Origin of the sequence: Promicromonospora alba (assembly GCF_042654905.1) — a bacterium.
GTDB lineage: Bacteria > Actinomycetota > Actinomycetes > Actinomycetales > Cellulomonadaceae > Promicromonospora > Promicromonospora alba.
This window is the reverse complement of sequence record NZ_JBHSFI010000004.1, coordinates 534,102-560,804: the sequence shown is the minus strand read 5'-3', so window position 1 is coordinate 560,804 and position 26,703 is coordinate 534,102. Positions and strand designations below refer to the sequence as shown.

At 72.3% G+C, this 26,703-nt stretch carries 22 protein-coding genes; 17 read left to right on the top strand and 5 right to left on the bottom strand.

Annotated features, from left to right (window positions below; all coding sequences use genetic code 11):
- Positions 1-64: 64 nt before the first annotated feature.
- A complete protein-coding gene (locus ACFO6V_RS13465; protein WP_377136154.1) occupies positions 65-1,411 on the top strand; it encodes an MFS transporter in 1,347 nt (448 codons plus the stop codon).
- Here the strand turns inward: ACFO6V_RS13465 and ACFO6V_RS13460 are convergent.
- The 3 genes from ACFO6V_RS13460 to ACFO6V_RS13450 are packed head-to-tail and all read right to left on the bottom strand — an operon-like array spanning position 1,380 to position 3,651.
- Positions 1,380-1,640 carry a DUF6457 domain-containing protein gene (locus ACFO6V_RS13460; RefSeq protein WP_377136152.1) on the bottom strand — a complete coding sequence of 87 codons (261 nt, stop codon included), beginning with the start codon at positions 1,638-1,640 and terminating at the stop codon, positions 1,380-1,382. The genes ACFO6V_RS13465 and ACFO6V_RS13460 overlap by 32 nt on opposite strands.
- Positions 1,637-2,305 carry a molybdenum cofactor guanylyltransferase gene (gene mobA, locus ACFO6V_RS13455; protein ID WP_377136150.1) on the bottom strand — a complete coding sequence of 223 codons (669 nt, stop codon included), beginning with the start codon at positions 2,303-2,305 and terminating at the stop codon, positions 1,637-1,639. The genes ACFO6V_RS13460 and mobA overlap by 4 nt, the downstream gene beginning before the upstream one ends.
- A complete protein-coding gene (locus ACFO6V_RS13450; RefSeq protein ID WP_377136148.1) occupies positions 2,302-3,651 on the bottom strand; it encodes a molybdopterin molybdotransferase MoeA in 1,350 nt (449 codons plus the stop codon). The genes mobA and ACFO6V_RS13450 overlap by 4 nt, the downstream gene beginning before the upstream one ends.
- 89 nt (positions 3,652-3,740) lie before the next feature.
- Here ACFO6V_RS13450 and ACFO6V_RS13445 point away from each other — a divergent pair, with 89 nt between their 5' ends.
- The 4 genes from ACFO6V_RS13445 (at position 3,741) to ACFO6V_RS13430 (ending at position 9,721) form a co-directional block, all read left to right on the top strand.
- Positions 3,741-4,130, top strand: coding sequence for a VOC family protein (locus ACFO6V_RS13445; protein ID WP_377136146.1), 390 nt, complete (start codon positions 3,741-3,743; stop codon positions 4,128-4,130).
- A gap of 226 nt (positions 4,131-4,356) precedes the next feature.
- Positions 4,357-5,724: an MFS transporter gene (locus ACFO6V_RS13440; protein WP_377136144.1), complete on the top strand. Its 1,368-nt coding sequence runs from the start codon at positions 4,357-4,359 to the stop codon at positions 5,722-5,724.
- 2 nt (positions 5,725-5,726) lie between these two features.
- A complete protein-coding gene (locus ACFO6V_RS13435; protein ID WP_377136142.1) occupies positions 5,727-8,060 on the top strand; it encodes a molybdopterin oxidoreductase family protein in 2,334 nt (777 codons plus the stop codon).
- Positions 8,057-9,721, top strand: a complete 1,665-nt coding sequence (locus ACFO6V_RS13430) for an FAD-dependent oxidoreductase (RefSeq protein ID WP_377136140.1) — start codon at positions 8,057-8,059, stop codon at positions 9,719-9,721. The genes ACFO6V_RS13435 and ACFO6V_RS13430 overlap by 4 nt, the downstream gene beginning before the upstream one ends.
- Positions 9,722-9,807: 86 nt before the next feature.
- Here ACFO6V_RS13430 and ACFO6V_RS13425 read toward each other — a convergent pair whose 3' ends face one another.
- Positions 9,808-10,485 carry a class I SAM-dependent methyltransferase gene (locus ACFO6V_RS13425; RefSeq protein WP_377136138.1) on the bottom strand — a complete coding sequence of 226 codons (678 nt, stop codon included), beginning with the start codon at positions 10,483-10,485 and terminating at the stop codon, positions 9,808-9,810.
- A gap of 190 nt (positions 10,486-10,675) precedes the next feature.
- Between ACFO6V_RS13425 and nirB the strand changes: the two genes are divergently transcribed.
- The 9 genes from nirB (at position 10,676) to ACFO6V_RS13380 (ending at position 21,717) form a co-directional block, all read left to right on the top strand.
- Entirely contained in the window at positions 10,676-13,267 is a 2,592-nt protein-coding gene (gene nirB / locus ACFO6V_RS13420; RefSeq protein WP_377136136.1) for a nitrite reductase large subunit NirB, read from the top strand.
- Complete coding sequence (locus ACFO6V_RS13415) at positions 13,264-13,704, top strand: nitrite reductase (NAD(P)H) small subunit family protein (RefSeq protein WP_377136134.1); 441 nt, start codon at positions 13,264-13,266, stop codon at positions 13,702-13,704. Before nirB ends, ACFO6V_RS13415 begins: the two co-directional genes overlap by 4 nt.
- Positions 13,705-13,739: 35 nt before the next feature.
- Positions 13,740-14,540 (top strand): uroporphyrinogen-III C-methyltransferase, encoded by an 801-nt coding sequence (gene cobA, locus ACFO6V_RS13410; RefSeq protein ID WP_377136132.1) that lies wholly within the window; start codon positions 13,740-13,742, stop codon positions 14,538-14,540.
- Between the two features lie 52 nt (positions 14,541-14,592).
- Positions 14,593-15,684: a uroporphyrinogen-III synthase gene (locus tag ACFO6V_RS13405; protein WP_377136610.1), complete on the top strand. Its 1,092-nt coding sequence runs from the start codon at positions 14,593-14,595 to the stop codon at positions 15,682-15,684.
- A gap of 99 nt (positions 15,685-15,783) precedes the next feature.
- The gene (locus tag ACFO6V_RS13400) at positions 15,784-17,571 is read left to right on the top strand and encodes an RNA polymerase sigma factor (protein WP_377136130.1); all 1,788 of its coding nucleotides are present in this window, start codon (positions 15,784-15,786) and stop codon (positions 17,569-17,571) included.
- 104 nt (positions 17,572-17,675) lie between these two features.
- Positions 17,676-18,254, top strand: coding sequence for a sigma-70 family RNA polymerase sigma factor (locus tag ACFO6V_RS13395; protein WP_377136128.1), 579 nt, complete (start codon positions 17,676-17,678; stop codon positions 18,252-18,254).
- A complete protein-coding gene (locus ACFO6V_RS13390) occupies positions 18,251-20,011 on the top strand; it encodes a hypothetical protein (protein WP_377136126.1) in 1,761 nt (586 codons plus the stop codon). The genes ACFO6V_RS13395 and ACFO6V_RS13390 overlap by 4 nt, the downstream gene beginning before the upstream one ends.
- Positions 20,012-20,161: 150 nt before the next feature.
- Positions 20,162-20,713, top strand: coding sequence for a sigma-70 family RNA polymerase sigma factor (locus ACFO6V_RS13385; RefSeq protein WP_377136124.1), 552 nt, complete (start codon positions 20,162-20,164; stop codon positions 20,711-20,713).
- On the top strand, positions 20,710-21,717 hold the full coding sequence (locus ACFO6V_RS13380) for a hypothetical protein (RefSeq protein WP_377136122.1): 1,008 nt from the start codon (positions 20,710-20,712) through the stop codon (positions 21,715-21,717). The genes ACFO6V_RS13385 and ACFO6V_RS13380 overlap by 4 nt, the downstream gene beginning before the upstream one ends.
- Positions 21,718-21,780: 63 nt before the next feature.
- On the opposite strand, the gene ACFO6V_RS13375 is transcribed toward ACFO6V_RS13380, so the two are convergent.
- Positions 21,781-23,175 carry an oxygenase MpaB family protein gene (locus tag ACFO6V_RS13375; RefSeq protein ID WP_377136120.1) on the bottom strand — a complete coding sequence of 465 codons (1,395 nt, stop codon included), beginning with the start codon at positions 23,173-23,175 and terminating at the stop codon, positions 21,781-21,783.
- Positions 23,176-23,289: 114 nt separating this feature from the next.
- On the opposite strand from ACFO6V_RS13375, the gene ACFO6V_RS13370 reads away from it, so the two are divergent.
- The 3 genes from ACFO6V_RS13370 (at position 23,290) to ACFO6V_RS13360 (ending at position 26,548) form a co-directional block, all read left to right on the top strand.
- The gene (locus ACFO6V_RS13370) at positions 23,290-23,892 is read left to right on the top strand and encodes a sigma-70 family RNA polymerase sigma factor (protein WP_377136118.1); all 603 of its coding nucleotides are present in this window, start codon (positions 23,290-23,292) and stop codon (positions 23,890-23,892) included.
- A complete protein-coding gene (locus ACFO6V_RS13365; RefSeq protein WP_377136116.1) occupies positions 23,889-25,124 on the top strand; it encodes a hypothetical protein in 1,236 nt (411 codons plus the stop codon). Before ACFO6V_RS13370 ends, ACFO6V_RS13365 begins: the two co-directional genes overlap by 4 nt.
- A gap of 89 nt (positions 25,125-25,213) precedes the next feature.
- Positions 25,214-26,548, top strand: a complete 1,335-nt coding sequence (locus tag ACFO6V_RS13360) for a M18 family aminopeptidase (protein ID WP_377136114.1) — start codon at positions 25,214-25,216, stop codon at positions 26,546-26,548.
- Positions 26,549-26,703 lie beyond the last annotated feature (155 nt).

The following is a 26,703-nucleotide window of genomic DNA, read 5'->3' as shown; positions in this document are numbered from 1 at the left end:
CCCAAGACCGGCTCCGAACAAGGATCTTCAAGACTGTCGTCGCCCGCCGTCAGACCCTGGGGCCATGCGGAAGCCCTTGCTCCTCGCGGTACTCCTCACCGCCCAGACCATGGCCTCGATGGACGGTTCCATCGCCAATGTCGCCCTCCCCGCGATCCAGCGGGACCTCGGCGCGACGGGCGCGGTGCAGCAGCTGGTGCTCTCGGCCTACCTGGTGGTCCTCGCGAGCCTCATCGTCGTCGGGGCACGTCTGGGGGACGTGGCCGGGCACCGCAGGGCGTTCCAGTGGGGCCTCGGGGTGTTCACGGTCGCATCGCTGGCCTGCGGCCTCGCACCGACACCGGCAGTCCTGGTCGCGGGCCGTGTGATCCAGGGCGCAGGGGCCGCGCTGCTGATCCCACAGGTCTTCTCCCTGATCCAGCACCACTTCCAGGGATCCGAACGACGGCGCGCCATCGGCAGGTACTCCCTGGTGCTCGCGCTGGGCGTCGCACTGGGGCAGCTGCTCGGCGGGCTCCTGGTCTCGGCGGACCTGTTCGGGCTGTCGTGGCGACCCGTGTTCCTCGTCAATGTCCCGGTCGGCCTGCTGCTGCTCGGGGCGGTGGGGCGAGTGCTGCCGCCGGCCCGCGCCGGGGAAGGGGCCGGCCGGGTGGGCGTCCGCCGGCTCGACGTATCCGGGACCGTCGTCCTCGCGCTCGGCATGGCCGCGTTCACGACGTCGCTCACGCTGGGCCGGGAGGCCGGCTGGCCGTGGTGGACGTGGGGTGTCCTCGGCGGTTCGGTAGTGCTGCTCACGTGGTTCGTGCGGCACCAGCTCCGGACGGAGCACCCCCTGCTCGACCTTGTCGTGCTGCGGCCACGCGGGATGAGGTCCGGGCTGCTCGCGTGTGCCGTCGTGATGGGCTGCTATGCGGCTCTGCTCTTCACGTTCACCCTGTATGTACAGGACGACCTGGGCTGGACGCCGCTCGTCGCAGGCCTCGCGTTCCTCCCGTACACGATGGGCTTCGGTGTCATGAGCCTGACCTGGACCCGGATGCCGGAGCGCGTCATCCGCGCGCTGCCCGTGGCGGGGCCCATCGTGCTGGCGGTAGTGGTGGCCGTGGTCGCGACCGGGGCCTCACCGTGGGCTCTCGCGCCGCTCCTCGTCCTGGCTGGGGCGGGCCATGCGAGCGGATACAGCCCGCTGATCGCAAGCCTGTCCGGCATGGTCCCGCCGCACCGGGCGTCCGCGTTCTCCGCGCTCAACACCACCGGTCCGCTCGTGGCGCAGACAGTCGCGATCGCCGCGATCGGCGGGATCTACCTGGCGGCAGGCCTACCCTGGGCGCTCGGCACGACGGCGGTGGTGCTCCTGGCCGGAGCGGGCTGCGCGGCGGTCAGTCGGCGACCCAGCGAGCAGCGAGGCTGATCGCCTTCTCCGCGGCGTCCGGTCCACTGCTCGCCGTGGCGCCCAGGTCTCCCGCCGCGGCCAGGCCGTCGGCGAAGCCCACCGCGTAGGTGGTGACCGGTGCGGCCGGCCGGGCGACTGAATGCGCCGCGTCGCGGGCGAGGTCGAGCACCGCCCCGACGTCGACCGTCCCCGGCGGGAGCCCGAGCTCCGCCTCCAGCGCCTCCACCCAGCTGTTGAGGTCTGTCATCTCGGGTCCTTCCGGTAGTCGTCGGCCGCGGCGCCGAGGCGCTCCGCGTCCGCGGGGGTGTCGATGTCGTCGCTCCAGCCTGCCGGGTCCGGCACCTCAGCGCAGCGAAGCTCGCCGACCAGGCGTTTCATCGAGGCGCCGGCCGGTTCGATACCGGCGAGCACCGAGGCCAGGGCGGCGCGGCGGTAGATCCCCACCAGCCACTGGGCCCGGCCCTCACGCACCAGGTATGCGCCGTCCGTGGGTTCACGTGAAACAGCCTGCTCCAGGAGCGCGATCGCACCCGCAGCGTGCGGTACGTCCACCGCCAGGACCAGAACCCATGGCGCACCGGCTGCGGGAAGGACCCGCAGCCCCGCGGCGAGGCCCGCGACCGGCCCGCCGAACGGCGGGTCCTCCTGGGTGAGCACTGGTTGCGGCCGGACGCCGGTCAGTACGTCGGCGAGCTCCGGCGGGCCTACCACCACTGCTGTCCCGGCTCGGCTGGTCGCCCTGAGCGCGCGGTCGAGCAGCCGCTCACCCTCGACGACCAGTCCCGCCTTGGCGGTGTCGCCCAGCGCGGTGGTGCCGCCCAGCCTGGTAGCCCGTCCGCCGGCCAGCACGACGGCGTCGTACGTGATTCCTGCGGGCATCTGCCCCGCGGACGTCCCGGTGTGCTTCGTCATCGCAGCATCAGCACCTGGACGATGTCCCCGGGACATACCTTCTCGACGTCCGGCGGGACCAATGCCAGGCCGTCGGCGGTGGCGAGCGCGGCCAGCGAGTGGTGCGATCCGGCGGGCACGACGCCGGTGGATCCCGGCGCGGTCCCAGCGGCGTCGGGCAGTGGAACGAGCCGGACCGGGACGACGAGCAGCCGCCCCGGTGAACCGGACCAGCCGGCCGCGGCGGCGAGTGGTACCGCGCGGGGTGTGTTGCTCTGCGTAGACACTGTCGACTCAGAGCAACCTACTCCGGGCGGGTGGTGTCGCCCCGAGGCCGCCTCCACACCGCGGAGGCGGTCGATCGCCGGGCGTGCGAAGAGCTCGAACGACGCGTACGCGCCGACGGGGTTGCCCGGCAGGGCCAGCCACGGCACACCGCCCCAGTGCGCCAGCGCCTGCGGCTTGCCGGGGGACATGGCGACGGTGGCGACGTCGACGTCGGTCGCTCCTGGACCGTTCGAACCGGGAGCCGCAAGGACCTCCCGGACCACGTCCGCCGCGCCCGCCGACACGCCCCCGGCGGTCACGACCAGGTCGGCGCCCGCACCGTCGGCGTCGGTGCGTACCGCCTGGTCGAGTACCCGGCGGAGCGCCGCCGGGTCGTCGGTCACCGGCCCGAGCCGGACGACGTCGGCACCCGCCGCACGGGCCGCCGCCGCGAGCATGGGCCCGTTGGAGTCGGTGATCTGTCCCGGTCCGAGCGCACCGCCGATCGGCACCAGCTCCGACCCGGTGGAGACGACGGCGACCAGCGGCCGGCGTCGGACCGCGACGCGCACCGTGCCCGATGCCGCGAGCGCACCCACCAGCGCCGCCGTCAGCTCTGTCCCCGCCCGCGCGAGAAGCTCGCCCTGGCGCACGTCCTCGCCCGCGCACCGGACGTGCGGCCGGGACTGCCTGGCGAGCGTCACCGAATCCTCCGCCCGGGGCGCCCCCGCGACGAACCGGCCGGTCGACGTGCGCTCCACAGGGATCACGGCGTCCGCACCGGGCGGGAGCGGGGCGCCGGTCATGATCCGGACCGCCTGCCCCGTCCCGACCTCGGTCAGGCCGCTCGGGCCTGCCGCGACGTCGCCGGTCACCTCGAGGGTCGCCGGGCTCCCGTCGGGCGGCAGGTCGGCCAGCCGCACCGCGTACCCGTCCATCGCGGCGCCGTCGAAGGGCGGGACGGACACAGAGGCATACAGGTCCTCGGTGAGGACCGAGCCGAACGCGTCTTCGAGGCTCCGGGCTTCGGCGGGCATCGGCGCGACGAGGGCGAGCACACGCTCCACGTGCTCGGTGACGCTGCGCGCCTGCGGCTCCATGGCTCGACCTTAGGACAGCGGGACGCGAAGGTGGTTTCGGCGCCCGCACAGCCTGTCGCCGGGCTGTGTGAGCAGCGATAATCGGGCCCATGCGCCTTCACCACGTCCAGGTTGTCTGCCCGCCCGGCGGCGAGGATGCCGCCCGCCGCTTCTACGGCGAAGGCCTTGGCCTCACCGAGGTCCCGCGCCCGCCGGGGCTCGCGGGCCGGGCGCTCTGCTGGTTCCGCGACTTCGACGACGAGGGCCGCACGACCGCCGAGATCCATGTGGGCGTGCAGGAGCCGTTCGAGCCCGCACGCAAGGCCCACCCGGCCCTCGTGGCCGACTCCGTTGCGCACCTCGAGACCATCGCCGCCCGCCTGGAAGAGCTCGGCTTCGAGCTCACGTGGAAGGACCGCCACACCTTCGACGGCTACGAGCGTTTCCACACCTTCGACGGCGCGGGCAACCGCGTGGAGGTCCTGACGCCGGTCGGGTGACGTAGCCACCAGGACCGCCATCTGGATGCTTCAACAGCCTCACACGGCGAGTCGGTACGCTGTGCGTTCTTCCTTACGGTCGATTAACTGCTCTTTGTCGGGCGATGAAACACCGCCTCCCTAGGTTCCTACCTGTCGGTCCGACGTCGGGCCGGCCCCGGATTCGGCGCTTGTCGGTCCGGGCGCGCCCGGCGTCGTCGGGCATACGCCCATGCAGGAGGACAGCGTGTCCACTCCGACCACACACGACGACCAGACCTCGTCAGCGAGCGAGCCCACGAGCTCGACCGCCACCGAAGCGGCGCCGAAGTCAGCAGTCCAGCGGTACACCGGACGCTGGATCGACCACTGGGACCCCGAGGACAAGACCCTCTGGGAGGACGGCGGACGCCGGACCGCCCGACGGAACCTCGTGCTCTCGATCTTCGCGGAGTTCCTCGGTTTCGGCGCCTGGGCCCTGTGGTCGATCGTCGTGCCGCAGCTGCCCGCCGCGGGCTTCGACCTCACCGTCGACCAGATGTTCTGGCTCATCTCCGTGCCGGCCCTCGTCGGCGCGACGCTCCGCATCCCCTACACGTTTGCCGTCCCCGTGTTCGGCGGCCGCAACTGGACCATCGTCTCGGCGCTGCTCCTGCTGCTGCCGATCGGCGCGCTGATGCTGACCGTCAGCGATCCGACCACCCCGTTCCCCCTGCTGCTCGGCGCCGCGGCGCTCGCGGGCCTGGGCGGCGGCAACTTCGCGTCTTCGATGGCGAACATCTCGTTCTTCTTCCCCGAGAAGGAGAAGGGCGCGGCCCTCGGCTGGAACGCTGCCGGCGGCAACGTCGGCACGGCGGCCGTGCAGCTCGCGGTCCCGCTGGTCATCGTGACCGGGGCGGGTGTCGCGCTCGACCGGGCCGGCCTCATCTTCATCCCGTTCATCCTGCTCGCCGCGTTCCTCGCCTGGCGCTGGATGGACAACCTCACCGAGGCGAAGGCGGACCCCCGCTCGTTCGGTGTGGCGGTCAAGAACAAGCACACGTGGATCATCAGCTTCATCTACATCGGCACGTTCGGCTCGTTCATCGGGTACGCGGGTGCCTTCCCGACGCTGCTCAAGGGCCAGTTCCCCGACGTCGCGATCCCACTCGCGTTCATGGGCGCCCTCGTCGGGTCGGTCGCCCGGCCGCTCGGCGGCATCCTCGCCGACCGCGTGGGCGGCGTGGCCGTCACCCTCGGGTCCTTCACCGTGATGGCCCTCGGCGCGATGGGCGCGATCTACGCCCTCGGCACCGGGAGCTTCGCGATGTTCTTCGGCTCGTTCCTCATCCTGTTCGTCGCGACCGGCATGGGCAACGGCTCGGTCTACCGGATGATCCCGGCGGTCTTCAAGGTGAGCGGCGGGACGGCGAAGGCGGCGGCCGGGTGCATCGGCATCGCCGGCGCGATCGGTGCGTTCGGCGGATTCCTCATCCCGCGCGGGTTCGCGCTGTCCACCACGGTGGCCGGGTCGCTCGTGCCCGCGCTGTGGGTGTTCATCGGGGTGTACGCCGTGATGGCCCTCGTGACCTGGTTCGTCTACGGCCGCGGTGCCATGGCAGAGGCTCGGGTCTGAACATGCTCGCTTCCCCCGGAACCGCCGTCGACTCACACTGCCCCTACTGTGCGCTGCAGTGCGGGATGTCGCTGACGCGGCCCCGCGCCGACGCGACGGCCGCACCCGAGGTGCAGCCCCGCGACTTCCCCACGAACCGGGGCGGGCTGTGCCAGAAGGGGTGGACGTCGGCGGCGGTCCTCGGGGTCTCGGACCGGCTCGTCACCCCGCTGGTCCGGGGCGAGTCCGGCGAGCTGGAGCCCGTGAGCTGGGACGTGGCGCTCGACCTGGTCGCGTCCCGGCTCGCCGGTCTGGCCGCCGAGCACGGCCCGGAGTCCGTAGCGGTGTTCGGCGGTGGCGGGCTGACCAACGAGAAGGCGTACGCGCTCGGCAAGTTCGCGCGGACCGTGCTGCGTACGCCGAACATCGACTACAACGGCCGGTTCTGCATGGCCTCGGCGGCCGCCGGGATGAACCGGTCCTTCGGCGTCGACCGCGGGCTGCCGTTCCCGCTGGCCGACCTCGGAGGCGCGCAGGCGGTGCTGCTCCTCGGCTCCAACCTCGCCGAGACCATGCCGCCGGCCGTGCAGCACCTCGCCGGGGCGCGGGCGGCGGGCGGGCTCGTCGTCGTCGACCCACGGCGGTCCGCGACGGCCCGGCTGACGGGCGATGCCTCGTCGGGACAGCCGGCCGAGGGCGTGCATCTCGCACCCGTGCCGGGCACGGACCTCGCGGTCCTGCTCGGGCTCCTGCACGTCGTGCTCGCGGAAGGTCTCGCCGACCGCGACTACCTCGAGCAGCGCACCACCGGGTTCGACGACGTCGCCCGGTCGGTCGCCGGCTGGTGGCCGGAGCGGGTCGAGTCGGTCTCTGGTGTACCCGCCGACGAGCTCCGGCGCGTGGCGCGGCTGCTGGCCGCGGCCGCCCCGGTCCACGGCGGCGCCGGCGCGTACGTGCTGACCGGCCGCGGCGTCGAGCAGTCGACGCAGGGCACCGCGACCGTCACGGCGTCGATCAACCTGGCGCTCGCGCTCGGCCTGCCGGGCCGGGTCGGTTCCGGCTACGGCGCCATCACCGGGCAGGGCAACGGGCAGGGCGGCCGCGAGCACGGGCAGAAGGCCGACCAGCTCCCGGGCTACCGCAAGATCGACGACCCGGCGGCGCGCGAGCACGTCGCCGCAGTCTGGGGCGTCGACCCCGAGACGCTGCCCGGACCCGGCCTCCCGGCCGTGCAGCTGCTCAGGTCCCTCGGGACGCCGACCGGCCCGCGCGCGATGCTCGTGCACGGCTCCAACCTCGTGGTCAGCGCCCCCAACGCGAACCGCGTCATCGACCGCCTGAAGAGCCTCGACCTCCTGGTGGTCTGCGACTTCGTCCCGAGCGAGACGGCGCTGCTGGCCGACGTCGTGCTGCCGGTGACGCAGTGGGCGGAGGAGGAGGGCACCATGACGTCGCTCGAGGGCCGGGTCATCCGCCGTCGGGCCGTCGTGGCGCCGCCGGGCGAGGCCCGCTCCGAGCTGTGGATCCTCGCCGAGCTGGCGCGCCGGCTGGGCGCGTCCGAGGACCTCGCCTTCCCGACCGACCCCGCGGTGGTGTTCGACGAGCTGGCCAGGGCCTCCGCCGGCGGCCCCGCCGACTACTCCGGGCTGTCCCACGCCCGGCTCGACGCCGACGAGGCGTCCGGCGGGCCGGGCCTGTTCTGGCCGGTCCCCGCCGTCCCCGCCCACGCCTCCGACGTGTCAGACACACAGGTCACCGGGGTGACCCGTACGTCTGACACGCCCGAGCATCCTGGGACGCCACGGCTCTTCGCCGACCGGTTCGCCACGCCCGACGGGCGGGCACGCATGGTCGCCGTCGACCACGTGGGGCCGAGCGATGAGGTGCGGCCGGGTGCGCCGTTCTACCTGGTCACCGGCCGGGTGCTGCAGCACTACCAGTCGGGCGCGCAGACGCACCGCGTCGCGGAGCTGGAGCGCCTCGTCGCCGAGCCGTACGTCGAGCTGCACCCGGTGCTGGGCTTCCGCATCGGCGTGACCGACGGCGCCCGCGTGCGCCTCACCAGCTCCCGCGGCCAGGTCGAGGCCACCGCCCGCTGGACCGACGCGGTCCGCCCCGACACCGTCTTCATGCCGTTCCACTGGAGCGGCATCGGATCCGTCAACCAGGTCACCACCGACGCGACCGACCCGATCTCCGGCATGCCGGAGTTCAAGGTCTGCGCCGTGGACGTCTCCGTGGCCCCGACGGAGGCCGAGCCTGTCACCCCGCTGGTCGAGCCGGTCGAGACCCCTGCCACATCGGGTCCCGGCAAGCTCGGCCAGCGGGGTCCCATACAGAAGGAGCTCTCGACATGAACCTACGTGTCCCCGTGAAGGTCGTCGTGGTGGGCTTCGGGATGGTCGGCTCGCGGCTCGTCGACGAGCTGCTCCGCCGCGAGCCCGAGGCGTTCGACATCACAGTGCTCGGCTCCGAGCCGTACGAGCCGTACAACCGGGTGCTGCTCAGCGACGTGGTGGCCGGCCGCACCGACGTCGCCGCCATCACCATGCCCCTGCCCGACGGCGCCCGGGTCAGCGTCCTGCGCGGCGTCACCGCGACCTCGATCGACCGCGAGTCACGGGTGGTGACCGCCGACGACGGCTCGACACACCCGTACGACCACGTGGTGCTCGCGACCGGTGCGGCGGCCCGCATCCCGCCGATCCCGGGCCTGCGCACCGCCGACGGCGGCCTGCCCGCCGGCGTGCACGCGCTGCGCACCCTCGACGACGCCCGCGAGATCGTCGCCGCCACCGTGAACTCGCCGCGTGCGGTGGTGGTCGGCGGCGGCGTGCTGGGGCTCGAAGCCGCCGTGGGGCTCGCGGGCCGCGGGCTCAGCGTGACCCTTGTCCACAACGTGCAGTCGCTCATGGAGCGTCAGCTCGACCCGGAGGCCGCCGACGTCGTCCGGTCCGGACTGGAGGGGCAGGGCGTCACGGTACTGCCGAACTCCCTCTCCAGCGAGGTGCTCGTCGCGGGCGGCCGGGCGGTGGGGATCCGGGTCAAGGACAACGCGGACCGGGCCTCGACAGGCGATGGGGGCTCGGGCCAGCGCGACGAGGTGGTCGCCGCCCGGCTCATCATCTTCTCCGTCGGCACCATCCCCGAGACCGGCCTCGCCGCGGCGGCGGGGCTGTCGACGGACCGGGGCATCGTCGTCGGCTATGACCTCGCCAGCCCGGACGACCCGCGCGTGCACGCGATCGGCGACTGCGCGCAGCCGCCGAACGGCTCGCGCGGGCTCGTCGCGGAGGGCTGGGACCAGGCGCGTCGTCTGGCGGAGACCCTGGTCTCGCTGGTCGAGCCGGTCAACGCGCCGGTCGAGCCTGCTGAGACCGGGCCTGCCGAGACCGTCCACCTCCGCCTGCCCCACGACGGCGCCCAGCCCAGCATGGCCGTGCGTCTGGGCGCCCTGCTGACGGGCGGCGCCTCGCGCGCGCAGTCGGACCGGGGCATCGACACGCGGGGGACCGACGTCGTGAAGGTCAAGGCCGGGGCGCTCAGCGTCACCACGATGGGCGTCTGCGGGCCGTCGCGCCCGAACGGCCTGACGCAGCGGGCCGTCCGCCTGGCCGACCCGAGGGCGGGCCGGTACATCGAGGTAGTGGTGTCCGACGGGATTCTCGTGGGCGCCACCTGTGTGGGCGATCCACGGGTCGCCGCCGACCTCACCGCCGCCTACACGCGCCGGACGCCGGTCCCGATGGACCCGGCGTTCCTCCTGCTGACGCCGGTGATGCAGACGGCGGCTCCGGCGTCGTCCCCCGAGCACATGCCCGACGACGCGGTGGTGTGCCGGTGCAACGGCGTGACCAAGGGCGATATCGCGGAGTCGTGCGGTTCGGGTGCGCACACGGTCGAGGAGGTCGTGCGCGAGACCCGGGCGACGACGGGCTGCGGCTCGTGCAAGGACGCGGTGTGCGGGCTGGTCGACTGGCTCAAGGAGAGCAAGGAGGCGGTCCCGGAGCCGGCGTGAACCCGCGGATCAAAAGTCCGCTGCTGCCCAGTGATCGGGCCCGGAACTCACTATGGGTACGGGCCTGATCGCTGGGTAGACCGTAGCTATACCCGGCGGGTCCACTCCAGCGTGTAGCGGAAGAACAGTTGACGCCGGATGTGCGCGCCCGGCAGCACCCGGCGCACCACCCGGGAGAGCTCGGCGAACGTCTCGGCGGCGTCGCGCACCGGCATCGCGGGGCCGTCGTCGTCCACAGGCTTCGTGACCGGGTGTGGATGCTTGACCATCCCGACCAGCGGGTTGAGCAGCGACGACGGGACGTCCCAGACGAAGTCCGCCAGGCTCTCCGGCCGGGCCAGGCCGACGACGAGCAGCCGGCCTCCGGGTTCGAGCAGCTCGGACGCGTGCCGCAGGGCCGCCTCCAGCGGCATGTGGTGCAGCGCCGCGATCATGGTGATCGCGTCGAACGCGCCGTCGACCTCCTCGAACCGGGCATGGCGCACGCTCACCGAGGAATCACCGGCGAACCGCTCGGCGGAGACTGCGGCCATGGCGGCGTCGGCGTCGACGCCCAACACCTCGCCGAAGCGACCCCGCAGCCGGCTCAGCAGGAGGCCGGCGCCGCAGCCGACGTCGAGCGCCCGTCGCCGTCGGGCCGGGAGCCGCCGCAGGATCCAGCCGTGGAAGTGGTCGTTGTGGCTCCACGGATGCCGCTGGTTGACCCGGTGCAGCCAGCGGCCGCCCGCGCGCACCAGCGGGTTGGGTACGGTCCGGATGTCCATGCCGCCCAACGGTAGCGGCGCGAAACTTGGAATAGGCAAGGTCCGTTAATCCAAGTTTCGCCGAAACTTGGATTAGCGAGCCGTCTGCGTGCCGCACTCACCGGTTCCTTCCCGGCCCTGTGAGGAAGATGTTCGGCCCGGGTAACGACCGGCGCACCAGCGCGAAAAACCAGCGCTCTACGGTCAAGGCATGGTCAACTCGGGCAATACTCAGCACCTCGTCGTGATCGGCGGCGGCATGGTCGCGCAGCGGCTCGTCGAGGCCCTGCGCGCCCGGGACGACGCCGGCCGCTATCACGTCACCGTCTTCGCGGAAGAGCCCCGCGTCCCCTACGACCGGGTGGGCCTGACCCGCTGGTTCGAGGACGGCGCCGAGGGCGTGGCCCTGGGCGACCCCGCCCTGTGGGCGGACCCGTACGTCACCCTGCACACCGACCGCAAGATCGACTCGATCGACCGCGAGGCCAAGACGGTCACCGACCGCCTCGGCAACATCCACGCGTACGACGAGCTGGTGCTCGCCACCGGCTCCAGCGCGGCGATGCCGCCCATCCCGGGCAACGACCTGCCAGGCGTCTTCGTGTACCGCACCATCGACGACGTCGCCGCGCTGCGCGGCTGGGTGGAGCAGAAGCGCAAGAGCTACCCCGAGGGCAAGCCGGTCCGCGGCGCCGTGATCGGTGGCGGTCTGCTCGGCCTCGAGGCGGCCGGCGCGCTCACCGCGCTGGACGCCCAGGCCACGGTCATCGAGTTCGGCACCCACCTGATGGGCGTGCAGGTCGACCTCGGCGGCGGCCAGGCGCTCAAGCGCCTCATCAACGGCAAGGGCATCGGCGTGCGCGCGGAGACCGCGACCAGCCAGATGAAGCCGCACCGCCGCACCGGCCACGTGGGCCGGCTGGACTTCGCGGACGGCGGCCGGCTCGACGTCGACGTCGTCGTGGTGGCCACCGGCGTGCGACCCCGCGACGAGCTCGCCCGCGCGGCCGGCCTGCCGATCGGCGAACGCGGCGGCGCCGTCGTCGACCTCTCGTGCCGCACCGAGGACCCGCACATCTGGGCAGTGGGCGAGGTGGCCTGCATCGAGGGCCGCTGCATCGGCCTGGTCGCGCCCGGCAACACGATGGCCGAGGTCGTCGTGGACCGGCTGCTCGGCGGCCTCGCCGAGTTCCCCGGCGCGGACACCGCGACCAAGCTCAAGCTCTCGGGCGTCGACGTCGCGTCGTTCGGTGACGCGCACGCCCGCACCGAGGACGCGGTCGAGGTCGTCTGGGCCGACCCCGTGGCCGGCGTCTACAAGAAGCTCGTCCTGTCCGACGACGCCCGCACCCTCCTGGGCGGCGTCTTCGTCGGCGACGCCGGACCGTACGCCAGCCTGCGCCCGATGCTGGGCGCCGAGCTGCCCGGCAACGACCCGAGCGCGTTCCTCCTTCCCGAGGGTGGCGGCGCCCCGAACCTGGAGCTGCCGGACGAGGCGAACGTCTGCTCCTGCAACAACGTCTCCGCAGGGGCGATCCGCGGCGCCGTCACCGAGCACAACTGCACCGACGTCCCGGGCGTGAAGGCCTGCACCCGCGCCGGCACCACCTGCGGCGCGTGCCTGCCGCTCGTGAAGAAGCTCGTCGACACCGAGCTGGAGCGTGCGGGCATCGAGGTCAGCACCGCGCTGTGCGAGCACTTCGACATGTCGCGCGCCCAGCTGTTCGACGCCGTCCGGGTCGCCGACCTGCACTCGTTCAGCGACATCGTCGCCCGGTTCGGGCAGCCGGACAGCCGCGGCTGCGACATCTGCAAGCCGGTCGTCGCGTCGATCCTGGCCAGCCTGGGCAACGGCCACATCCTGTCCGGCGAGCAGTCCACGCTGCAGGACACCAACGACCACATGCTGGCCAACCTGCAGAAGGACGGCACGTACTCGGTGGTCCCGCGGATGCCCGGCGGCGAGGTGACCCCCGAGGGTCTCATCACGGTGGGTCAGGTCGCGAAGGACTTCGGGCTGTACACGAAGATCACGGGCGGCCAGCGCATCGACATGTTCGGCGCCCGCGTCGAGCAGCTCCCGGACATCTGGCGCCGGCTGGTCGACGCCGGCTTCGAGTCCGGGCATGCGTACGGCAAGTCGCTGCGCACCGTGAAGTCGTGCGTCGGGTCGACGTGGTGCCGCTACGGCGTCCAGGACTCCGTGGGCATGGCCGTCGAGCTGGAGCTGCGCTACCGCGGCCTGCGCTCGCCGCACAAGCTCAAGATGGGCGTCTCCGGCTGCGCCCGCGAGTGCGCCGAGGCGCGCGGCAAGGACGTGGGCGTCATCGCCACGGACAAGGGCTGGAACATCTACGTGGGCGGCAACGGCGGTCAGACGCCGCGGCACGCGAAGCTGCTCGCCGAGGACCTGACGTCCGAGGAGCTCCTGCGCACCATCGACCGCTTCCTCATGTACTACGTCCGCACGGCCGACCGGCTGCAGCGCACCGCGCCGTGGATCGAGGAGGTCGAGGGCGGCCTGGAGGGTGTCCGCGAGGTCATCATGGAGGACTCGCTCGGCATCTGCGCCGACCTGGACTCCGCCATGGCCCGCCACGTCGAGAACTACGAGGACGAGTGGAAGGCCGTGCTCGAGGACCCGGAGAAGCTGCGCCGGTTCTCGTCATTCGTCAACGCCCCCAAGGACGCCGACCCGTCGCTCGCCTACGTCGAGGAGCGCGGCCAGCGCCGCCCCGCGACGGCGGAGGAGCGCGCGTCCGGCGTCATCATCGCGGGCCCGAAGCTGGAGGTACGAGCATGAGCGTCAACGACGTGTCAGAAGTAGAGGTCACCGGAGTGACCTGGGAGTCTGACAGCTCGGCGGTCGTCCGGTGGGAGCGGGCCTGCCTGCTCACCGACCTCTTTCCCGAGCGCGGCGCGGCAGCGCTCTTCGGTGACGTGCAGGTGGCGCTCTTCCGCCTCGCGGAGGACCCCGCGGACCCGGCGCAGGGAGGGCGGGTGTACGCCGTCCAGAACCTTGACCCGTTCTCCGCGGCGCACGTGATGTCGCGCGGGATTGTGGGTACGCGGGCCGGCGTGCCGACCGTGGCGGCCCCGGTCTACAAGCAGGTCTTCTCCCTGGTCACCGGCGAGTGCCTGGTCGCGGCGGACAAGACTCCCAAGGGGGACCTGCCGCCGGACCTCACGACCTACCCGGTAGAGATCCGCAACGGCGTGGTCCACGTGGGGCTGCCGTGACCTTGTCAGAAGCACAGGTCACTCCGGTGACCCGTGTGTCTGACAAGTTGGGGCGGGTGACGCTGGTCGGGGGCGGGCCCGGGGCCTTGGACCTCCTGACCTTGCGGGCGTGGCGCGCGCTGCAGTCGGCGGACGTCGTGGTCGCGGACCGGCTGGGTCCCGTCGAGATCCTCGCCGAGCTCCCGCCGCACGTCCGCGTGGTCGACGTCGGCAAGGAGCCCGGCCGGCACCCCGTGCCGCAGGAACGCATCAACGAGATCCTCGTGGAGCACGCGCTGGCGGGCGCGCACGTGGTGCGCCTCAAGGGCGGCGACCCGTTCGTGCTGGGCAGGGGCGGCGAGGAGGTCATCGCGTGCGCGGCCGCCGGCGTGCCGGTCGAGGTGGTGCCCGGCGTGACGTCCGCCGTCGCCGTGCCCGGCCTGGCGGGTATCCCGCTCACCCACCGTGGGGTCACCACGGGCTTTCACGTGGTCTCCGGCCACTGCGCCGCCGGGTCGGACGGCGCGTCCGAGAGGTCCGGACCGCTCGATGCCGCCGCCGTGGCCTGCGTGCGGGATGCCACCGCTACTCTTGTAGTACTGATGGGGGTGCGGTCCCTCGGCGCGATAGTGGCGCAGTCCCTGGCCGCAGGCGCAGATCCCGCAACCCCGGTGGCGATCGTGGAGAACGGTTCCACCGCGGAACAGCGTGTCACCCGGGCGCGCCTCGACGAGGCGGCCGGTGTGGCAGGGGTTCGCGGGGTGCGGTCACCCGCGGTGGTCGTCATAGGCCGCGTGGCAGCAGAAGGTCTCCTGGAGGGTACGAGTGAGCGACGTCTGGCAGGTGCCGGTGTCTGATGTCGTAGCGCCTGCGCACGCCCAGGCGACGCATCCGACGCTGGGCCAGGTCATGGCCGGCGCGACGGTTCTCGTCACCGCCGAACGCCGGGCCGCCGAGCTCGCGGCGGCCCTGGAGCGGCGCGGCGCCACGATCCGGCACGCGCCGGCGCTGAGCATGATCCCGCACGTCGACGACGAGACCCTGATCGGTGCGACCCGCGCGATCATCTCGGCCCCGCCGGACGTCCTGGTGGTCACCACCGGGATCGGCTTCCGTGCCTGGATCGAGGCCGCCGACGCGCACGGCCTCGCCGAGCCGCTCCTCGAGCTGCTCGCCAGGACCCGGATCGTCGCGCGCGGCCCCAAGGCCCGCGGCGCCATCCAGGCCGCCGGCCTGCAGGCGGACTGGGTCGCCGAGTCCGAGACGTCCGCCGAGGTGGCGGAGGTGCTGCTCAGCGAGGGTGTGCAGGGTCTGCGCATCGCCATCCAGCACCACGGCGCGGGCGCCGACGGCCTGGACGAGGTGTTCGAGAAGGCGGGCGCGCAGGTCGCCAGCCTCGTGGTCTACCGATGGGGTCCGGCGCCCGATCCGGCGGCGCTGCGCGCCTCGGTGCACGCGCTGGCCGACGGCGAGATCGACGCCGTCGTCTTCACCTCTGCCCCCGGCGCCGAGGCCTGGCTCCGGACCGTCGAGGAGGAGCGGCTGCTCGATCGCGTGCGCGCCCGGTTCGTCGACGGCGGGACCGTGGCGGCCGCCGTCGGGCCGATCACGGCGCAGCCGCTGGAGAGCCGGGGGATCGTGCCCCTGCAGCCCGAGCGCGGCCGGCTCGGGGCGCTCGTCCGGGCGCTGGTGGGCCACTACGAGCACATCGAGTCCGTCGCCCTGGCCACGGTCGCCGGGTCGCTGGTCATCCGGGCCCGCGTCGCTGTGCTGGACGGGAAGGTGCTGCCCCTGTCGCCGACGGGCGTAGCGGTGCTGCGGCTGCTCGCCGCGGCCGAGGGCGACGTCGTGCCGCGCGAGCAGGTGCTCGCCGCGCTGCCGGGCGACTCGCAGGACACGCATGCCGCCGAGGTCGCGATCGCGCGCCTCCGCGAGGCGGCGGGCCGCCGGGACCTCATCCGCACCGTGGTCAAGCGCGGCTACCGCATCGAGCTGGCCTGACGTTCTCCTCGAGGTCCGACGAGATTTCTCGTCATCAGCATCATCGTTCGCCTCTCCCCACCCGTCAGGGAGCATGAAGAGGGAGAGGGGGCGTCTGACATGGCGCAGTGGGAGACAGAGCTCGAGGAGCTCATGGCGCGGCGCAGCCGCGCACTGGTCGGGTACGCGTACACGCTGACGCGCGACGTGACGCGGGCCGAGGACCTGGTGCAGGACGCGCTGGTCAAGGTGTTCTCACGCCTGCGCCGCCCGGCAGACAGCAGTGGTGAGATCGGAAAGAGCTTGCACCTGGACCAGGACGAGCCCCGGCTGACCAACGCTGAGGCGTACGTGCGCCGGGCGATCCTGACCATCTACCTGGACGGCTACCGGCGGCAGAGCAGCTGGACGGGAATCAAGCACCTGCTCGTCGATGACACCTTCGCGCCCGCTGCGGAGCGCGCCGCGACCGTACGGGTCGACGTCGGCGTGGCTCTCGCCCGCCTGTCCCCGCGGCAGCGTGAGTCGGTGGTCCTGCGGTTCTTCGAGGACATGACGGTGCCCCAGATCGCGCAGACGCTCGGGACGAGCCCAGGCACCATCAAGCGGCACCTGTCCAACGCGATGGAGCTGCTGCGCACGTCGCTCGCGGAGATGAACGTGCCGGAGATGGAGACCGCGTTCGAGGAACGCCTCGGCGCCGTCTCGGGTTCGGTCCGCCGCCGCCGGGCAGTGAAGGTCGGCGCCCTCGGCGGGGCCACGCTGGTGATAGCGGGCCTGCTGGCCTTCGCGGCGCTGTGGTGGCCCGACCGTCTCCTGTCGGAGCCGGTGCCGCCGGCCACGCCGAGTCCTGAGGTGTCGGGCGTGCCGGTCGCCGGCTGGGTGCCCGGCGGTTGGCAGACACGGGGGGAGCAGTACCACTGCGGCATGGAGGTGACGGATCTGACGTCGACGTCGGACGCCGTGCGCCTGGAGCTGACCGGCGACATCGAGCTCGTGGAAGGTGTGGAAGACGGCAGCGGGCACCCGGACGACCATCTGTCGGCGCCCATCAGGATCTCTCGGCCCGATCCCGAAGGGGATCTCGACGGCGGTGACCCTCAGCTCGTCTTCGCACAGAACGGCCTGGTGACCGACATCGGCAGGGGCTGGAACGAGGGTGGGTACAGTCTGCCCGGTGGCCGCGCGTCCCTGGACCGCGTCGCCGAGGCGGACGGCACCACCGCGTGCGGGGCGTGGACGACGGACGGTGTGACCCCGTGGGAGGAGTACCTGGACGCGCGCCCGGCAGGCACGTATGACGTGTACGTCGTGCTGCCGTGGAGTGAGTTCAGAGCGGACGGCGCGGCCGGCGCGAGCGGCATCGCGGTCAGCGAGCCGGTCACCATGGAGGTTCCCGCGGTCGAGGTGCGGGAAGAGGCGCCGTTGGCGGTCGACATCCGCGACGGTTACCAGCCGCCGTGGCTCGAGGGCACGAGCCTGGCCTGCGGCGTCCATGCGTCCGATATCCCGGGCGGCTCCTGGAGGCGCGGGGTGCTGTCGGGCCTGGACCTGAACATCGATTCCTCCGACGCCGAAGCGACCCTCCGGCTCACCGAGACCGAGGGGGAGTCCATCGACACGACCCGTACGCCGTTCACCCTGGTATGGCTCAGCGACGGGCGCGTGGTCGGGGTCGGCAGCGACGTGTGGTCCGATCCGGTGGAGCGCTTCCGGGTGGACGCCAACGGCGAGTGGTCCGCCGTCGTACCGATCACCGAGCCGGACCGGACGTGTCTCACCGACCCGGACGCCGGGATGCCGGACGGGGAGTACGAGGTGTACGCCCTCACGGAGCTCGACCCCGGCTCAGGCGGCGAGCGGCAGTTCATGTCCACGAGCGTCGGCACCCCTACCGTCCAGGAGTGACCCCGGTCAGGCGGCGGAACCGCTGACCAACGAAACCCTCGCGTGGCGCGTCATGGTGGGTGTGGAGACGATGACGGCACATACGCACCCGGGGGGTGGTGGCCATGGCGGGGTGGGAGAGCGAGCTCGATGAGCTCATGCGAGTGCGCGGCAGTGCGCTCGTCCGCTATGCCTACATGCTCTCGGGCGACCGCGCGCTTGCCGAGGACCTGGTCCAGGACGCGCTGGTCAAGGTCTACTCGCGGCTGCGCGGCACGCCCGCCGTCTCCGGGGCGGTGGGCGTGCCCGCGGGCAGCCAGGCGCACGACCTCGACTCCCCGTTCACGAACGCCGAGGGCTACGTGCGACGGGCGGTGCTCACCATCTACCTGGACGGCTACCGCAAGCGGCAGCGCTGGACGGGGATCAAGCACCTCCTGGCCGACGACCTCAGCACCCGTGGTGCTGACCAGGCAGCCTCGGCGCGCATCGACGTGATGGCTGCGCTCGCGCGCCTCGGCGCCCGCGAGCGGGCCTGCGTCGTGCTCCGCTATTTCGAGGACATGACGGTGCCGCAGATCGCGGACGTCCTGGGCACCGCCCAGGGAACTGTCAAGCGGTACCTGTCTGATGCCACCAAGAACATGCAGGAGTACCTGCGCCCCGACGACTTCCGACCCGCCGAAGGGAGGGCTGCCCGATGAACATCGAACGTAACGACAGCTGGAACGAAGACAACGACTTCCTGAGCGGCGCGCTCCGTGACGCCGCCGACAAGATTCCCGGTGGGGAGGTGGACGACTTGCACATCTCATTCGGAGTGGTGCGTGACCGCGTGCGGCGCCGTCGCGCCGCCAAGATCGGCAGCCTCGCCGGCGTCAGCCTCGTGCTGGTGGGCGGGATCGCCTTCGGCGCCACCCAGACGCCGCTGCTGAGGAGCGATGACTCGGTGCTGCCCGGCGAGGCCCGGAGCTCGTTCATGACGCCGGGCCCGGACGACTCCGCGAGCGATTCCGCGACCCAGGCGCCGGAGCCCAGCCCGGGCCGGTCGCCCGCCCAGGACGACATCGAGTTCGGCTACACGCCCTCGTGGCTCGCGGATCTTGGGCTCGGCCTGGAGTGCGGTATGCCGGTGTCTGACCTGACGTCGACGGCTGCGGGCTGGTCCGTGGCAGCGGCAGGCGACATGTACGCCAGGGTCTCCAACTACGGGGGCGTCTCGTCACCGACCTGGAGCATGGCGGCGACCGTCCAACGAGGGGATGGGTCGCTCGACGTGCACCCGACCGTCGTGTGGAGCCAGGACGGCGTGGTGGTGGACCTGGGGGTGAACGTCTTCGGCGCGCCGGGCTCGCAGGTCGGGCCGCTGATCGCCTCCGGGGACGGTGCCGTCGAGGCCCAGGTTCGTGTGGCGTCGACGTGCATACCGACCGAGTCCGAGGGCCGCGACATCTTCGAGACGTCGCTCCCGGACGGCGAGTACGAGGTGCAGGTGATCGCCTTCCCTGAGGTGTCCGCGGGCCAGTGGGAGATGACGGTGAGCGAGCCGGTAGCGGTCCAGCTCGACGGCACCGGAGCGCACAGCGCCACCGGGACGCGCGGCGGCGCGGCGACGATCGAACCCCTGGCGCCCGACGAGAACGAGCTGACCCGGTTCGTGCTCGACCGCACCACCGACTGGGTCCTGGCGCAGCAGGAGCAGAGCGACTACAGCTCTGCCGGCCCCGCGCGCGTCACGGCTCAGTGCGAGAGCGTCAACGCCGGGGACTCGGTGCCGTTCGAGATAGTGGTGCCGTCGACCCAGGACGTGGTCGACTCCGGCTCCGTCCAGTGCGACGCCACCCAGCAGGTCACCACGATCGAGGTGCCGGACGTCGACAGCGAGGTCCTCGACCTCCGGCTGGGTGCGGTGCCCGACGGCGTCGCGCGGTTCGAGGCCGTCCTGGCCCCGGGCGGCGGTGGCGGTGGTGATCCCGCGGCCGACTGCTCGGCCAGCGGCCTGACCATGGAGTACGACCCGGCCCGTTCGCCGAGCGAGGGCGCGAGCACCACAGCTCGGGCCATCGTGGACGCGGCCCTGGACTGCGACTCCGGCCGGCTGGTCGACCTGGCCACCGTGTACCCGACGGAGCTGATGGTCACCGCCGAACCCGCTGAAGATTTCTTCGCTCTGCCGGAGGGCGAGGAGCAGCACTACCGGACCCTGGTCGCCCTGCTGGCCGGGACCGGAGGCGCGTTCAACGGCGGGGAGGGCACCGCCAACCGGACGGTGGTGTGGCCACGGGTCGTCGCCGAGGAGTTCCGCGACTCCGACGAGGCGTGGCAGGAGGTGGTGGACGCGGGCCTGCTCACCCAGGAGCAGGCTGATGCCGAACGGGCCGACGAGACGTTCGGCTACACCGGGATGCGGATCGCCATCGACGAGTCCGGTGCCTGGAGGTACTACTCCGCCACGCCGTGATGTGAACGCTCGATCCGGACGGCCGGGATCGTGTCCCAACGCTTTCTGTGCCCCGCTCGTATCAGTGTGTGAGCGGGGCACAGGGGCCCGCCGCGGCGAACGGGACGAACACATGACCGGTGAGGCGTCTGGACAGAGGACGGGGGCATCGTGAGCACCCGCTGGGACGATGAGCTCACGGATCTCGTCACGAGCAGAGGGCGCGCCCTCGTGGGGTACGGGTACGCGCTGACGGGCGATGTGCGGCGGGCAGAGGACCTGGTCCAGGACGCGCTGGTGCGCGTCTTCCGGCGGTTCCGCCGCCCCGAGGCGGCGGGTACGTCCGGCCGCACGGAGTTCCCCCTGAACGACGGCGGTAGCCACGCGGGCATCGAGGCCTACGTGCGCCGGACCATGCTCAACCTCTACGTCGACGAGAGCCGCCGGTTCGCGCTGTGGCGCAAGGCCGAGCCCAAGCTGGCGGTACCGGACCAGGTCAAGGCACCTGCGTCGGACATCACCGCCCGCGCGGACGTGACGGCAGCGCTGCGGGCCCTGAGCCCGCGCCAGCGTGCGTGCGTGGTGCTCCGCTTCTACGACGACCTGACCGTGCCCCAGATCGCGACGACCCTCGGCATCTCGCAGGGAACCATCAAGCGATACCTGGCCGACGGGATCCACGCGCTGCGTGGGGTGCTGGTAGCGGAAGGAGAGCTCACATGAGCGGGCACGACGATCTCGGGTTCGACGGCGACCTCGGCCGTGGCCGCGACGTCCTGAAGCAGACCATCGGCGCGCTGGTCGAGGGGGCCACACCCTCCGGCGTGCCCAGTACGCCGGAGGAGAACCTCGGCCTCCTGCGCCGCCGGGTGCGCACCTGGCGGATCGCCAAGGCAGGGGCGGTAGGGCTGACCGGCGTCGTCGTGGTGGGGGCGCTCGCGTTCAGCACCGCGCAGGCGTCGACCTGGACCCGGTCGGAACCGCTGCCCGGCCGGCCCACCATCGAGAGCACCGAGAGGGGCCCTGTGCCGTCGGATATCCCGACGTCGCGCATGTCGCCGAGCCCGTCGGTGACCGCGAGCCCGTCGCCGTCGCCGTCGTCATCGCCGTCCAGCACGCCCGAGGCGACGCCGTCGGGAGGCGCGGACGTCGACCCGGAGCCTGAGCCGAGCGCGTCGTCGGTGGAGACGGATCCGCCCGACGTGATCACCGCGCCGTTCGACGACGGGTACCGGCCCTGGGGCGTCGACGACGATCCCACGTGGTGCGGTATGCCGGACACGGACCTTGTGTCGACGAGCCCGTCGGTGTCGATCGAGATCACCGGGGACCTGACCTACGCGCGCGGGGAGGAAGGATCCATCCCGGTCCGGCTCGTAGGGGAGATGCCGGGCTACAACGGGCCTACAGGCGATGGTGATGACATCGGGAACGGCGCGATCCTGATCTGGTCACAGGGCGGGCGCGTGGTCGACCTGGGTGAGTACTGGCGAGAGGCCAGCTACGAGATCCCGCCGGCGCTCAACGAGACAGGGGAGTGGACCGGTGTGGCGGAGGTGCCCCCTTACAGCTCCTGTATCGAGGCGGACCGGGAGGAGGCTCCGTACGGCTACGACAACGTCCGCGCGGCCGGGACGTACCAGGTGCGGGCCGCGCAGGTGCACACGGTCGGCGACGGCGAGACGGAGCTGCTCTTCAGCGAACCGGTCACCGTGACGATTCCCTGACCCCTCCCTGGATCCCATGAGTCAGACGCCCAGGTCACCCGAGTGACCTGGGCGTCTGACACGTCAGGGGTGGTCCGGCTGGTAGCTCGCCAAGATCGCGGCGCTCCGGCGTCGGCCCCATCGGTCGAGACGTTCCCGGCCCCGGCGGGTGCGGCCCAGCACGCGGTACCGCCACGTGTTGAGCGGCAGGAGGTACGCGTGCGCCCACGGCGGACGCAGCGGCAGGCCGAGCTCGCGCATGCTGCGCACGCCGAGGAACGCCGTCAGCATGGACAGCAGCCGTTCCCGCTCGAACCCCGCCCGGAACGGCTGCCACCACGACGGCCCGCGGTACGTCCGCTCGGCCTGTGCGGCCACCACCGCCCGGGCGAGGCGCGGCCCTGCCTCGGAGATCCCGGCCTGGGCGAGCAGCACGTGGTAGTTGAGTCGGTGCCGCTGCCACTCGTCGTCGACCAGGAAGTCCGGGTGCACGCCCAGCAGGTGCCCCACCCACCGCCACAGGTGCATCAGGGCACGGCTGTCCGACGGCGGGATGCGCACCCCGAGCGTCCGGCACCCGAGGATCAGGGTGCCGTCGAACAGACCGAGCGTCGCTGCCTGGTCCGCCTGGTTGACCGGCAGGCCCCAGCGCGCGGTATCCCAGCCATCTCGCCGGTCCCGCCGCTCCGGGTCCGCGAACGTCGCGTTCACCAGTGCGTGCATCACGCGGACGTGCACGGTGGCCCGCCAGGCGGGGGCGTACGGCCGCAGCGCTCCGGGTTCGGACAGCCCGATCGCCCACTCCTGCGTCTCGTGGAGCCGGCGCAGGGCCCCGCCGGTCAGGGCGCCGGTCGCCGCGAGCAGGTCGGTGGGGCCGCCGAACCGGTACCCGCCGACGAGGGAGAGCTGGAGCAGCACGTCGGACGAGTTCTGCCCGAGCCGCCGCTGTACGGCTGCGCCCTCCTCGACGAGGTCCCAGTCGACCCAGCCGGGCACGGCGGTGACCTCGTCCAGGAGTCGGCGCAGGGGGTCCGGCGTACGCGCGCTGAGTTCGGTCCGTTGCTGAGGTGCCCGGCCGACATCGGTCCTTTGCCTCGAGATCGGTCGGTTGATGGACCGATCTCGAGGCAAGGGACCGATCTCGACATCGGAGTCCTGCAAGGGACCGAACTCAGCACCACCAGGCTGAGGGCATGGATCGGCAGCCCCTCCCGCGAGGGCCTCCCGGAGCTGCGTGTGGGTCACGCGTCCGGGAGTCCCCGCGGGGAGCCGCATCGCCGCGGCGAGCGCCGCCCCGGCGTCGTCCTGCTCGAAGAAGGCGCGGCCTATCCGGTCCAGCAGTGCCTCGTCGACGCCGCGTGCCCGGCCGAGCAGGCGCAGCGGCCGGCCGATCCGGGTGCCGCGTGCCTCGGCGGAGCGGAACCGGAGGGGGTACGTCGGCGCGGCAGGCTGCCCGGCGTCGTCCGAGGTGCTGGCCATCTCCCTATCCTGACCCGCCCGCTCCCGCAGCGACAGAAACCCGATGTCGATCTGCCCCAACCCCGTGACGGGTTGGTTCGTCGATACGGTCAGGACAGCAGGAAGGAGCCGGCAATGGGCTGGCACGAAGACCTGGAGACGCTTGCCGCACAGCGCGGCAGTGTGCTCGTCGGGTACGCGTACACGTTGTGCGGCGATGTGCGGCAGGCCGAGGACCTGGTGCAGGAGGCTCTGGTCAAGTACTGCTCCCGCCTGGTGCGGCCGGGCGGTCGGCGTGGCACTGCGGCGTCGGGCATGCAGACCGTGCCGCTGGACGGGCAGCAGGACCGGCCCCAGCGGCAGGCCGTGGAGTTCGCCGAGGCGTACGTGCGCCGCATGGTGCTGAACCTGTACCTGGACGGCTGGCGCCGCCGGAAGAGGTGGGCGGACATCGAGCCGCAGGTCGCGACCGACGACCGGGTGCGGTTTCCCGACTCGGGCATCACCGCCCGGGCTGACGTGGTGCAGGCGCTCTCGCGGCTCTCGGCCCGGCAGCGGGCGTGCGTGGTGCTGCGCTACTTCGAGGACATGACCATCAACCAGGTGGCGGAGACGCTGGGGAACGCCCCGGGCACCGTCAAGCGCCACCTCCATGACGCGCTGCACGTCCTGCGGGACGTGCTGGAACCGGCTGGATCGGCCGCTGGATCGGCCACGGCAGAAGGAGCATTGCGATGAACCAGCACGACGACGGCCGGGGCCAGGACCACGGCTGGGAGGACCCGGCGGAGGCCGATCTCCTGAAGCAGACCTTCGGTGCGATGGCAGGCGGGGTGGATCCTGAGTCGCCCACAGGCCCTGCGGCCACCATGACGGCGATGAGCAGGCGGGTGCGGCGCCGTCGGACGGCGAAGCTGGGCGGGCTCGGCGGCGGCACGCTCGCCCTGGCGGGCGCGCTGGTGCTCGGGGCGGGGCAGCTCGCGCCTCCGGAGCAGGCCGAGGTGCTGCTGCCGGGGGGGTCCGCGCCCTCGCAGTCGGCTGAGGCCTCGCCGTCGCCCAGGCCGGACCTCCAGATCCGGGACGGCTACCAGCCCGAGTGGCTCGCCGGGACCGACCTGACGTGCGGCATGCCGGTGGCCGATCTGGAGTCCACGGCGCAGGGCTGGTCGGTCGCGCCGGCCGGCGACATCTACGAGCGGCCGGGAGACCTCAGCAGCGGCGAGCCCGTGACGCAGCGCGGCATGGCGGCGACCGTCAAGGAGGGGGATGGGACGCTCCAGGGGGCCCCCGTACTGGTGTGGAGCCAGGACGGCGTGGTGGTGGACGTGGGAACCGAGGTCTTCGTGGCGTCGGAGCTGCGCGCTCCGCTGCTCGGTTCCGGGGCGGATGTCATCGAGGCCCTGGGCGGTGCGGTCTCGACCTGCATGCCCAGCGGGACCGGTGACAGCACGGTCTTCGAGACACCGCTGCCCGAGGGGGACTACGACGTCCGGGTGGTCGCGCTTCCGACCGACCAATCGGGCGGCCTGGCGGTGGCGGTGAGCGACCCGGTGCAGGTCCGGATCGACGCCGACGGCGCCCACAGCCCGACCAACGAGCGTGGCGGTGAGTCGGTGATCGAGTTTCCGGAGCCGGTCGACGGCCAGGTCGCGCGGTTCGACCTGGACCGCACCACCGACTGGGTCACCGCGGAGCTGACCCGGCCCCGCTACTCGTCCGGCACGCCGATGCGGGTCGTGGGCCAGTGCGACGGACCGGACCCGGAGGTCCTGCTGCCGATCGAGGTGGTGCTGTGGCCCACCGGCGACGTGCTCGCGTCCACCCAGATCTCCTGTGACGGGGACGAGGCCGGGGACGAGATCGAGATTCCGGCGGACGCGGGGGCGACCCTCGACATCCGGCTACCCAGCATTCCCGACGGCGTAGGCCGAGCCTGGGTCTCCCTGGAACCGGCGACGCCAGAGAGCTGACCCACCGACGTGTCAGACGCTCAGGTCACCCGGGTGACCTGAGCGTCTGACACGTCTGGGTCGTGCGGGCAGGGCGACATAATGGCCCGGTGACTGCCCAGACATCTCCCGCCCGGTCCGTCGACCCCAGCCAGCCCTCAGTGGTCCCGGACGCAGCCCGCGCCCACGCCGAAGACCTCGGCACCTTCGTGGCCGCGTCGCCGTCGTCCTACCACGCGGCACAGGAGGTGGCCCGGCGCGCGGAGGCGGCGGGCTTCACCCGCCTGGCGGAGGACGCCGCCTGGGGAGTGACCCACGGCGGACGCTATGTAGTGGTCCGTGACGGCTCGGTCATCGCTTTCACCGTGCCCGACGGCGCCGGCCCCACCACCGGGTTCACCATCGTGGGCGCCCACACCGACTCCACGGGCTTCAAGCTCAAGCCCAAGCCGACGACGCACGGCGCCGGCGGCTGGTGGCAGGTAGGCGTCGAGGTGTACGGCGGGCCGCTGCTCAACTCCTGGCTCGACCGGGAGCTCGAGCTGGCCGGGCGGATCGTCACCCATGACGGCACCGAGCACCTCGTACGCACCGGCCCGATGCTGCGCATCCCGCAGCTCGCCATCCACCTGGACCGCGGCGTCAACGACAACGGCCTCACGCTCGACAAGCAGCGCCACACGCAGCCCGTCTGGGGCCTGGGGGACGCGGAGAGCGCGGACGTCCTCGCGGCGCTCGCGGCGGACGCCGGCGTCGACCCGGCGGACATCGGCGGCTACGACGTGGTGCTGGCCGACACCCAGCCGGCCCGCGCCTTCGGTGCGGGCCAGGCCCTGTTCGCGTCGGCGCGGCTGGACAACCTGCTCTCCACCCACGCGGGGCTGACGGCGCTGCTCCAGGCGACCGGCGGGGCCGGTTCGATCCAGGTGTTCGCGGCCTTCGACCACGAGGAGATAGGTAGCGAGTCCCGCTCCGGCGCCGCAGGCCCGTTCCTCGAGGACGTGCTGGACCGCGTCTCGGCAGCCCTGGGCGCCACGGCGGAGGACCGGGCACGGGCGTTCGCGGCGTCGCTGCACGTGTCGTCCGACGTAGGGCACGCGGTGCACCCGAACTACGCCGAGCGGCACGACCCGGCCAACCGTCCGGTGGCGGGCGGCGGCCCGATCCTCAAGATCAACGCGAACCAGCGCTACGCCACCGACGCGCACGGCGCGGCGGCGTGGAGCACGGCCTGCGCGACGGCGGGGGTGCCCACCCAGGAGTTCGTCTCCAACAATGTGCTGCCGTGCGGGTCGACCATCGGACCGATCTCCGCGACGCGTCTGGGCATCCGCACTGTGGACATCGGAGTAGCAATTTTATCGATGCACTCGGCGCGCGAGCTCACCGCCGTCGTCGATCCGTGGTACCTGACCCGTGCCATGGAGGCTGTTTTCGCACGCTGAAACGTCGAATCCTCCCGGAACGGGCCGCTAGGGCGGTTAATCGGAGTGACCTGGGCTTATGCATGTTTCGTTGGTTCTGTCCCGGTCTACAATTTACATAATTCGGGCACGAGTTGGACGTTTGTCCAAAAAAGATCCCGGCTGACCTGCGAAAA

What these genes read in the sequence shown, in the direction of transcription:
- ACFO6V_RS13405 (WP_377136610.1), top strand. Translation starts at nt 14,593, where the DNA reads ATGGCCGGCGCGACGGTTCTCGTCACCGCCGAACGCCGGGCCGCCGAG.
- ACFO6V_RS13390 (WP_377136126.1), top strand. Translation starts at nt 18,251, where the DNA reads ATGAACATCGAACGTAACGACAGCTGGAACGAAGACAACGACTTCCTG.
- ACFO6V_RS13465 (WP_377136154.1), top strand. Translation starts at nt 65, where the DNA reads ATGCGGAAGCCCTTGCTCCTCGCGGTACTCCTCACCGCCCAGACCATG.
- nirB (WP_377136136.1), top strand. Translation starts at nt 10,676, where the DNA reads ATGGTCAACTCGGGCAATACTCAGCACCTCGTCGTGATCGGCGGCGGC.
- ACFO6V_RS13365 (WP_377136116.1), top strand. Translation starts at nt 23,889, where the DNA reads ATGAACCAGCACGACGACGGCCGGGGCCAGGACCACGGCTGGGAGGAC.
- ACFO6V_RS13425 (WP_377136138.1), bottom strand. Translation starts at nt 10,485, where the DNA reads ATGGACATCCGGACCGTACCCAACCCGCTGGTGCGCGCGGGCGGCCGC.
- ACFO6V_RS13445 (WP_377136146.1), top strand. Translation starts at nt 3,741, where the DNA reads ATGCGCCTTCACCACGTCCAGGTTGTCTGCCCGCCCGGCGGCGAGGAT.
- mobA (WP_377136150.1), bottom strand. Translation starts at nt 2,305, where the DNA reads ATGACGAAGCACACCGGGACGTCCGCGGGGCAGATGCCCGCAGGAATC.
- ACFO6V_RS13370 (WP_377136118.1), top strand. Translation starts at nt 23,290, where the DNA reads ATGGGCTGGCACGAAGACCTGGAGACGCTTGCCGCACAGCGCGGCAGT.
- ACFO6V_RS13460 (WP_377136152.1), bottom strand. Translation starts at nt 1,640, where the DNA reads ATGACAGACCTCAACAGCTGGGTGGAGGCGCTGGAGGCGGAGCTCGGG.
- ACFO6V_RS13415 (WP_377136134.1), top strand. Translation starts at nt 13,264, where the DNA reads ATGAGCGTCAACGACGTGTCAGAAGTAGAGGTCACCGGAGTGACCTGG.
- ACFO6V_RS13450 (WP_377136148.1), bottom strand. Translation starts at nt 3,651, where the DNA reads ATGGAGCCGCAGGCGCGCAGCGTCACCGAGCACGTGGAGCGTGTGCTC.
- ACFO6V_RS13435 (WP_377136142.1), top strand. Translation starts at nt 5,727, where the DNA reads ATGCTCGCTTCCCCCGGAACCGCCGTCGACTCACACTGCCCCTACTGT.
- ACFO6V_RS13380 (WP_377136122.1), top strand. Translation starts at nt 20,710, where the DNA reads ATGAGCGGGCACGACGATCTCGGGTTCGACGGCGACCTCGGCCGTGGC.
- ACFO6V_RS13375 (WP_377136120.1), bottom strand. Translation starts at nt 23,175, where the DNA reads ATGGCCAGCACCTCGGACGACGCCGGGCAGCCTGCCGCGCCGACGTAC.
- ACFO6V_RS13400 (WP_377136130.1), top strand. Translation starts at nt 15,784, where the DNA reads ATGGCGCAGTGGGAGACAGAGCTCGAGGAGCTCATGGCGCGGCGCAGC.
- ACFO6V_RS13395 (WP_377136128.1), top strand. Translation starts at nt 17,676, where the DNA reads ATGGCGGGGTGGGAGAGCGAGCTCGATGAGCTCATGCGAGTGCGCGGC.
- ACFO6V_RS13430 (WP_377136140.1), top strand. Translation starts at nt 8,057, where the DNA reads ATGAACCTACGTGTCCCCGTGAAGGTCGTCGTGGTGGGCTTCGGGATG.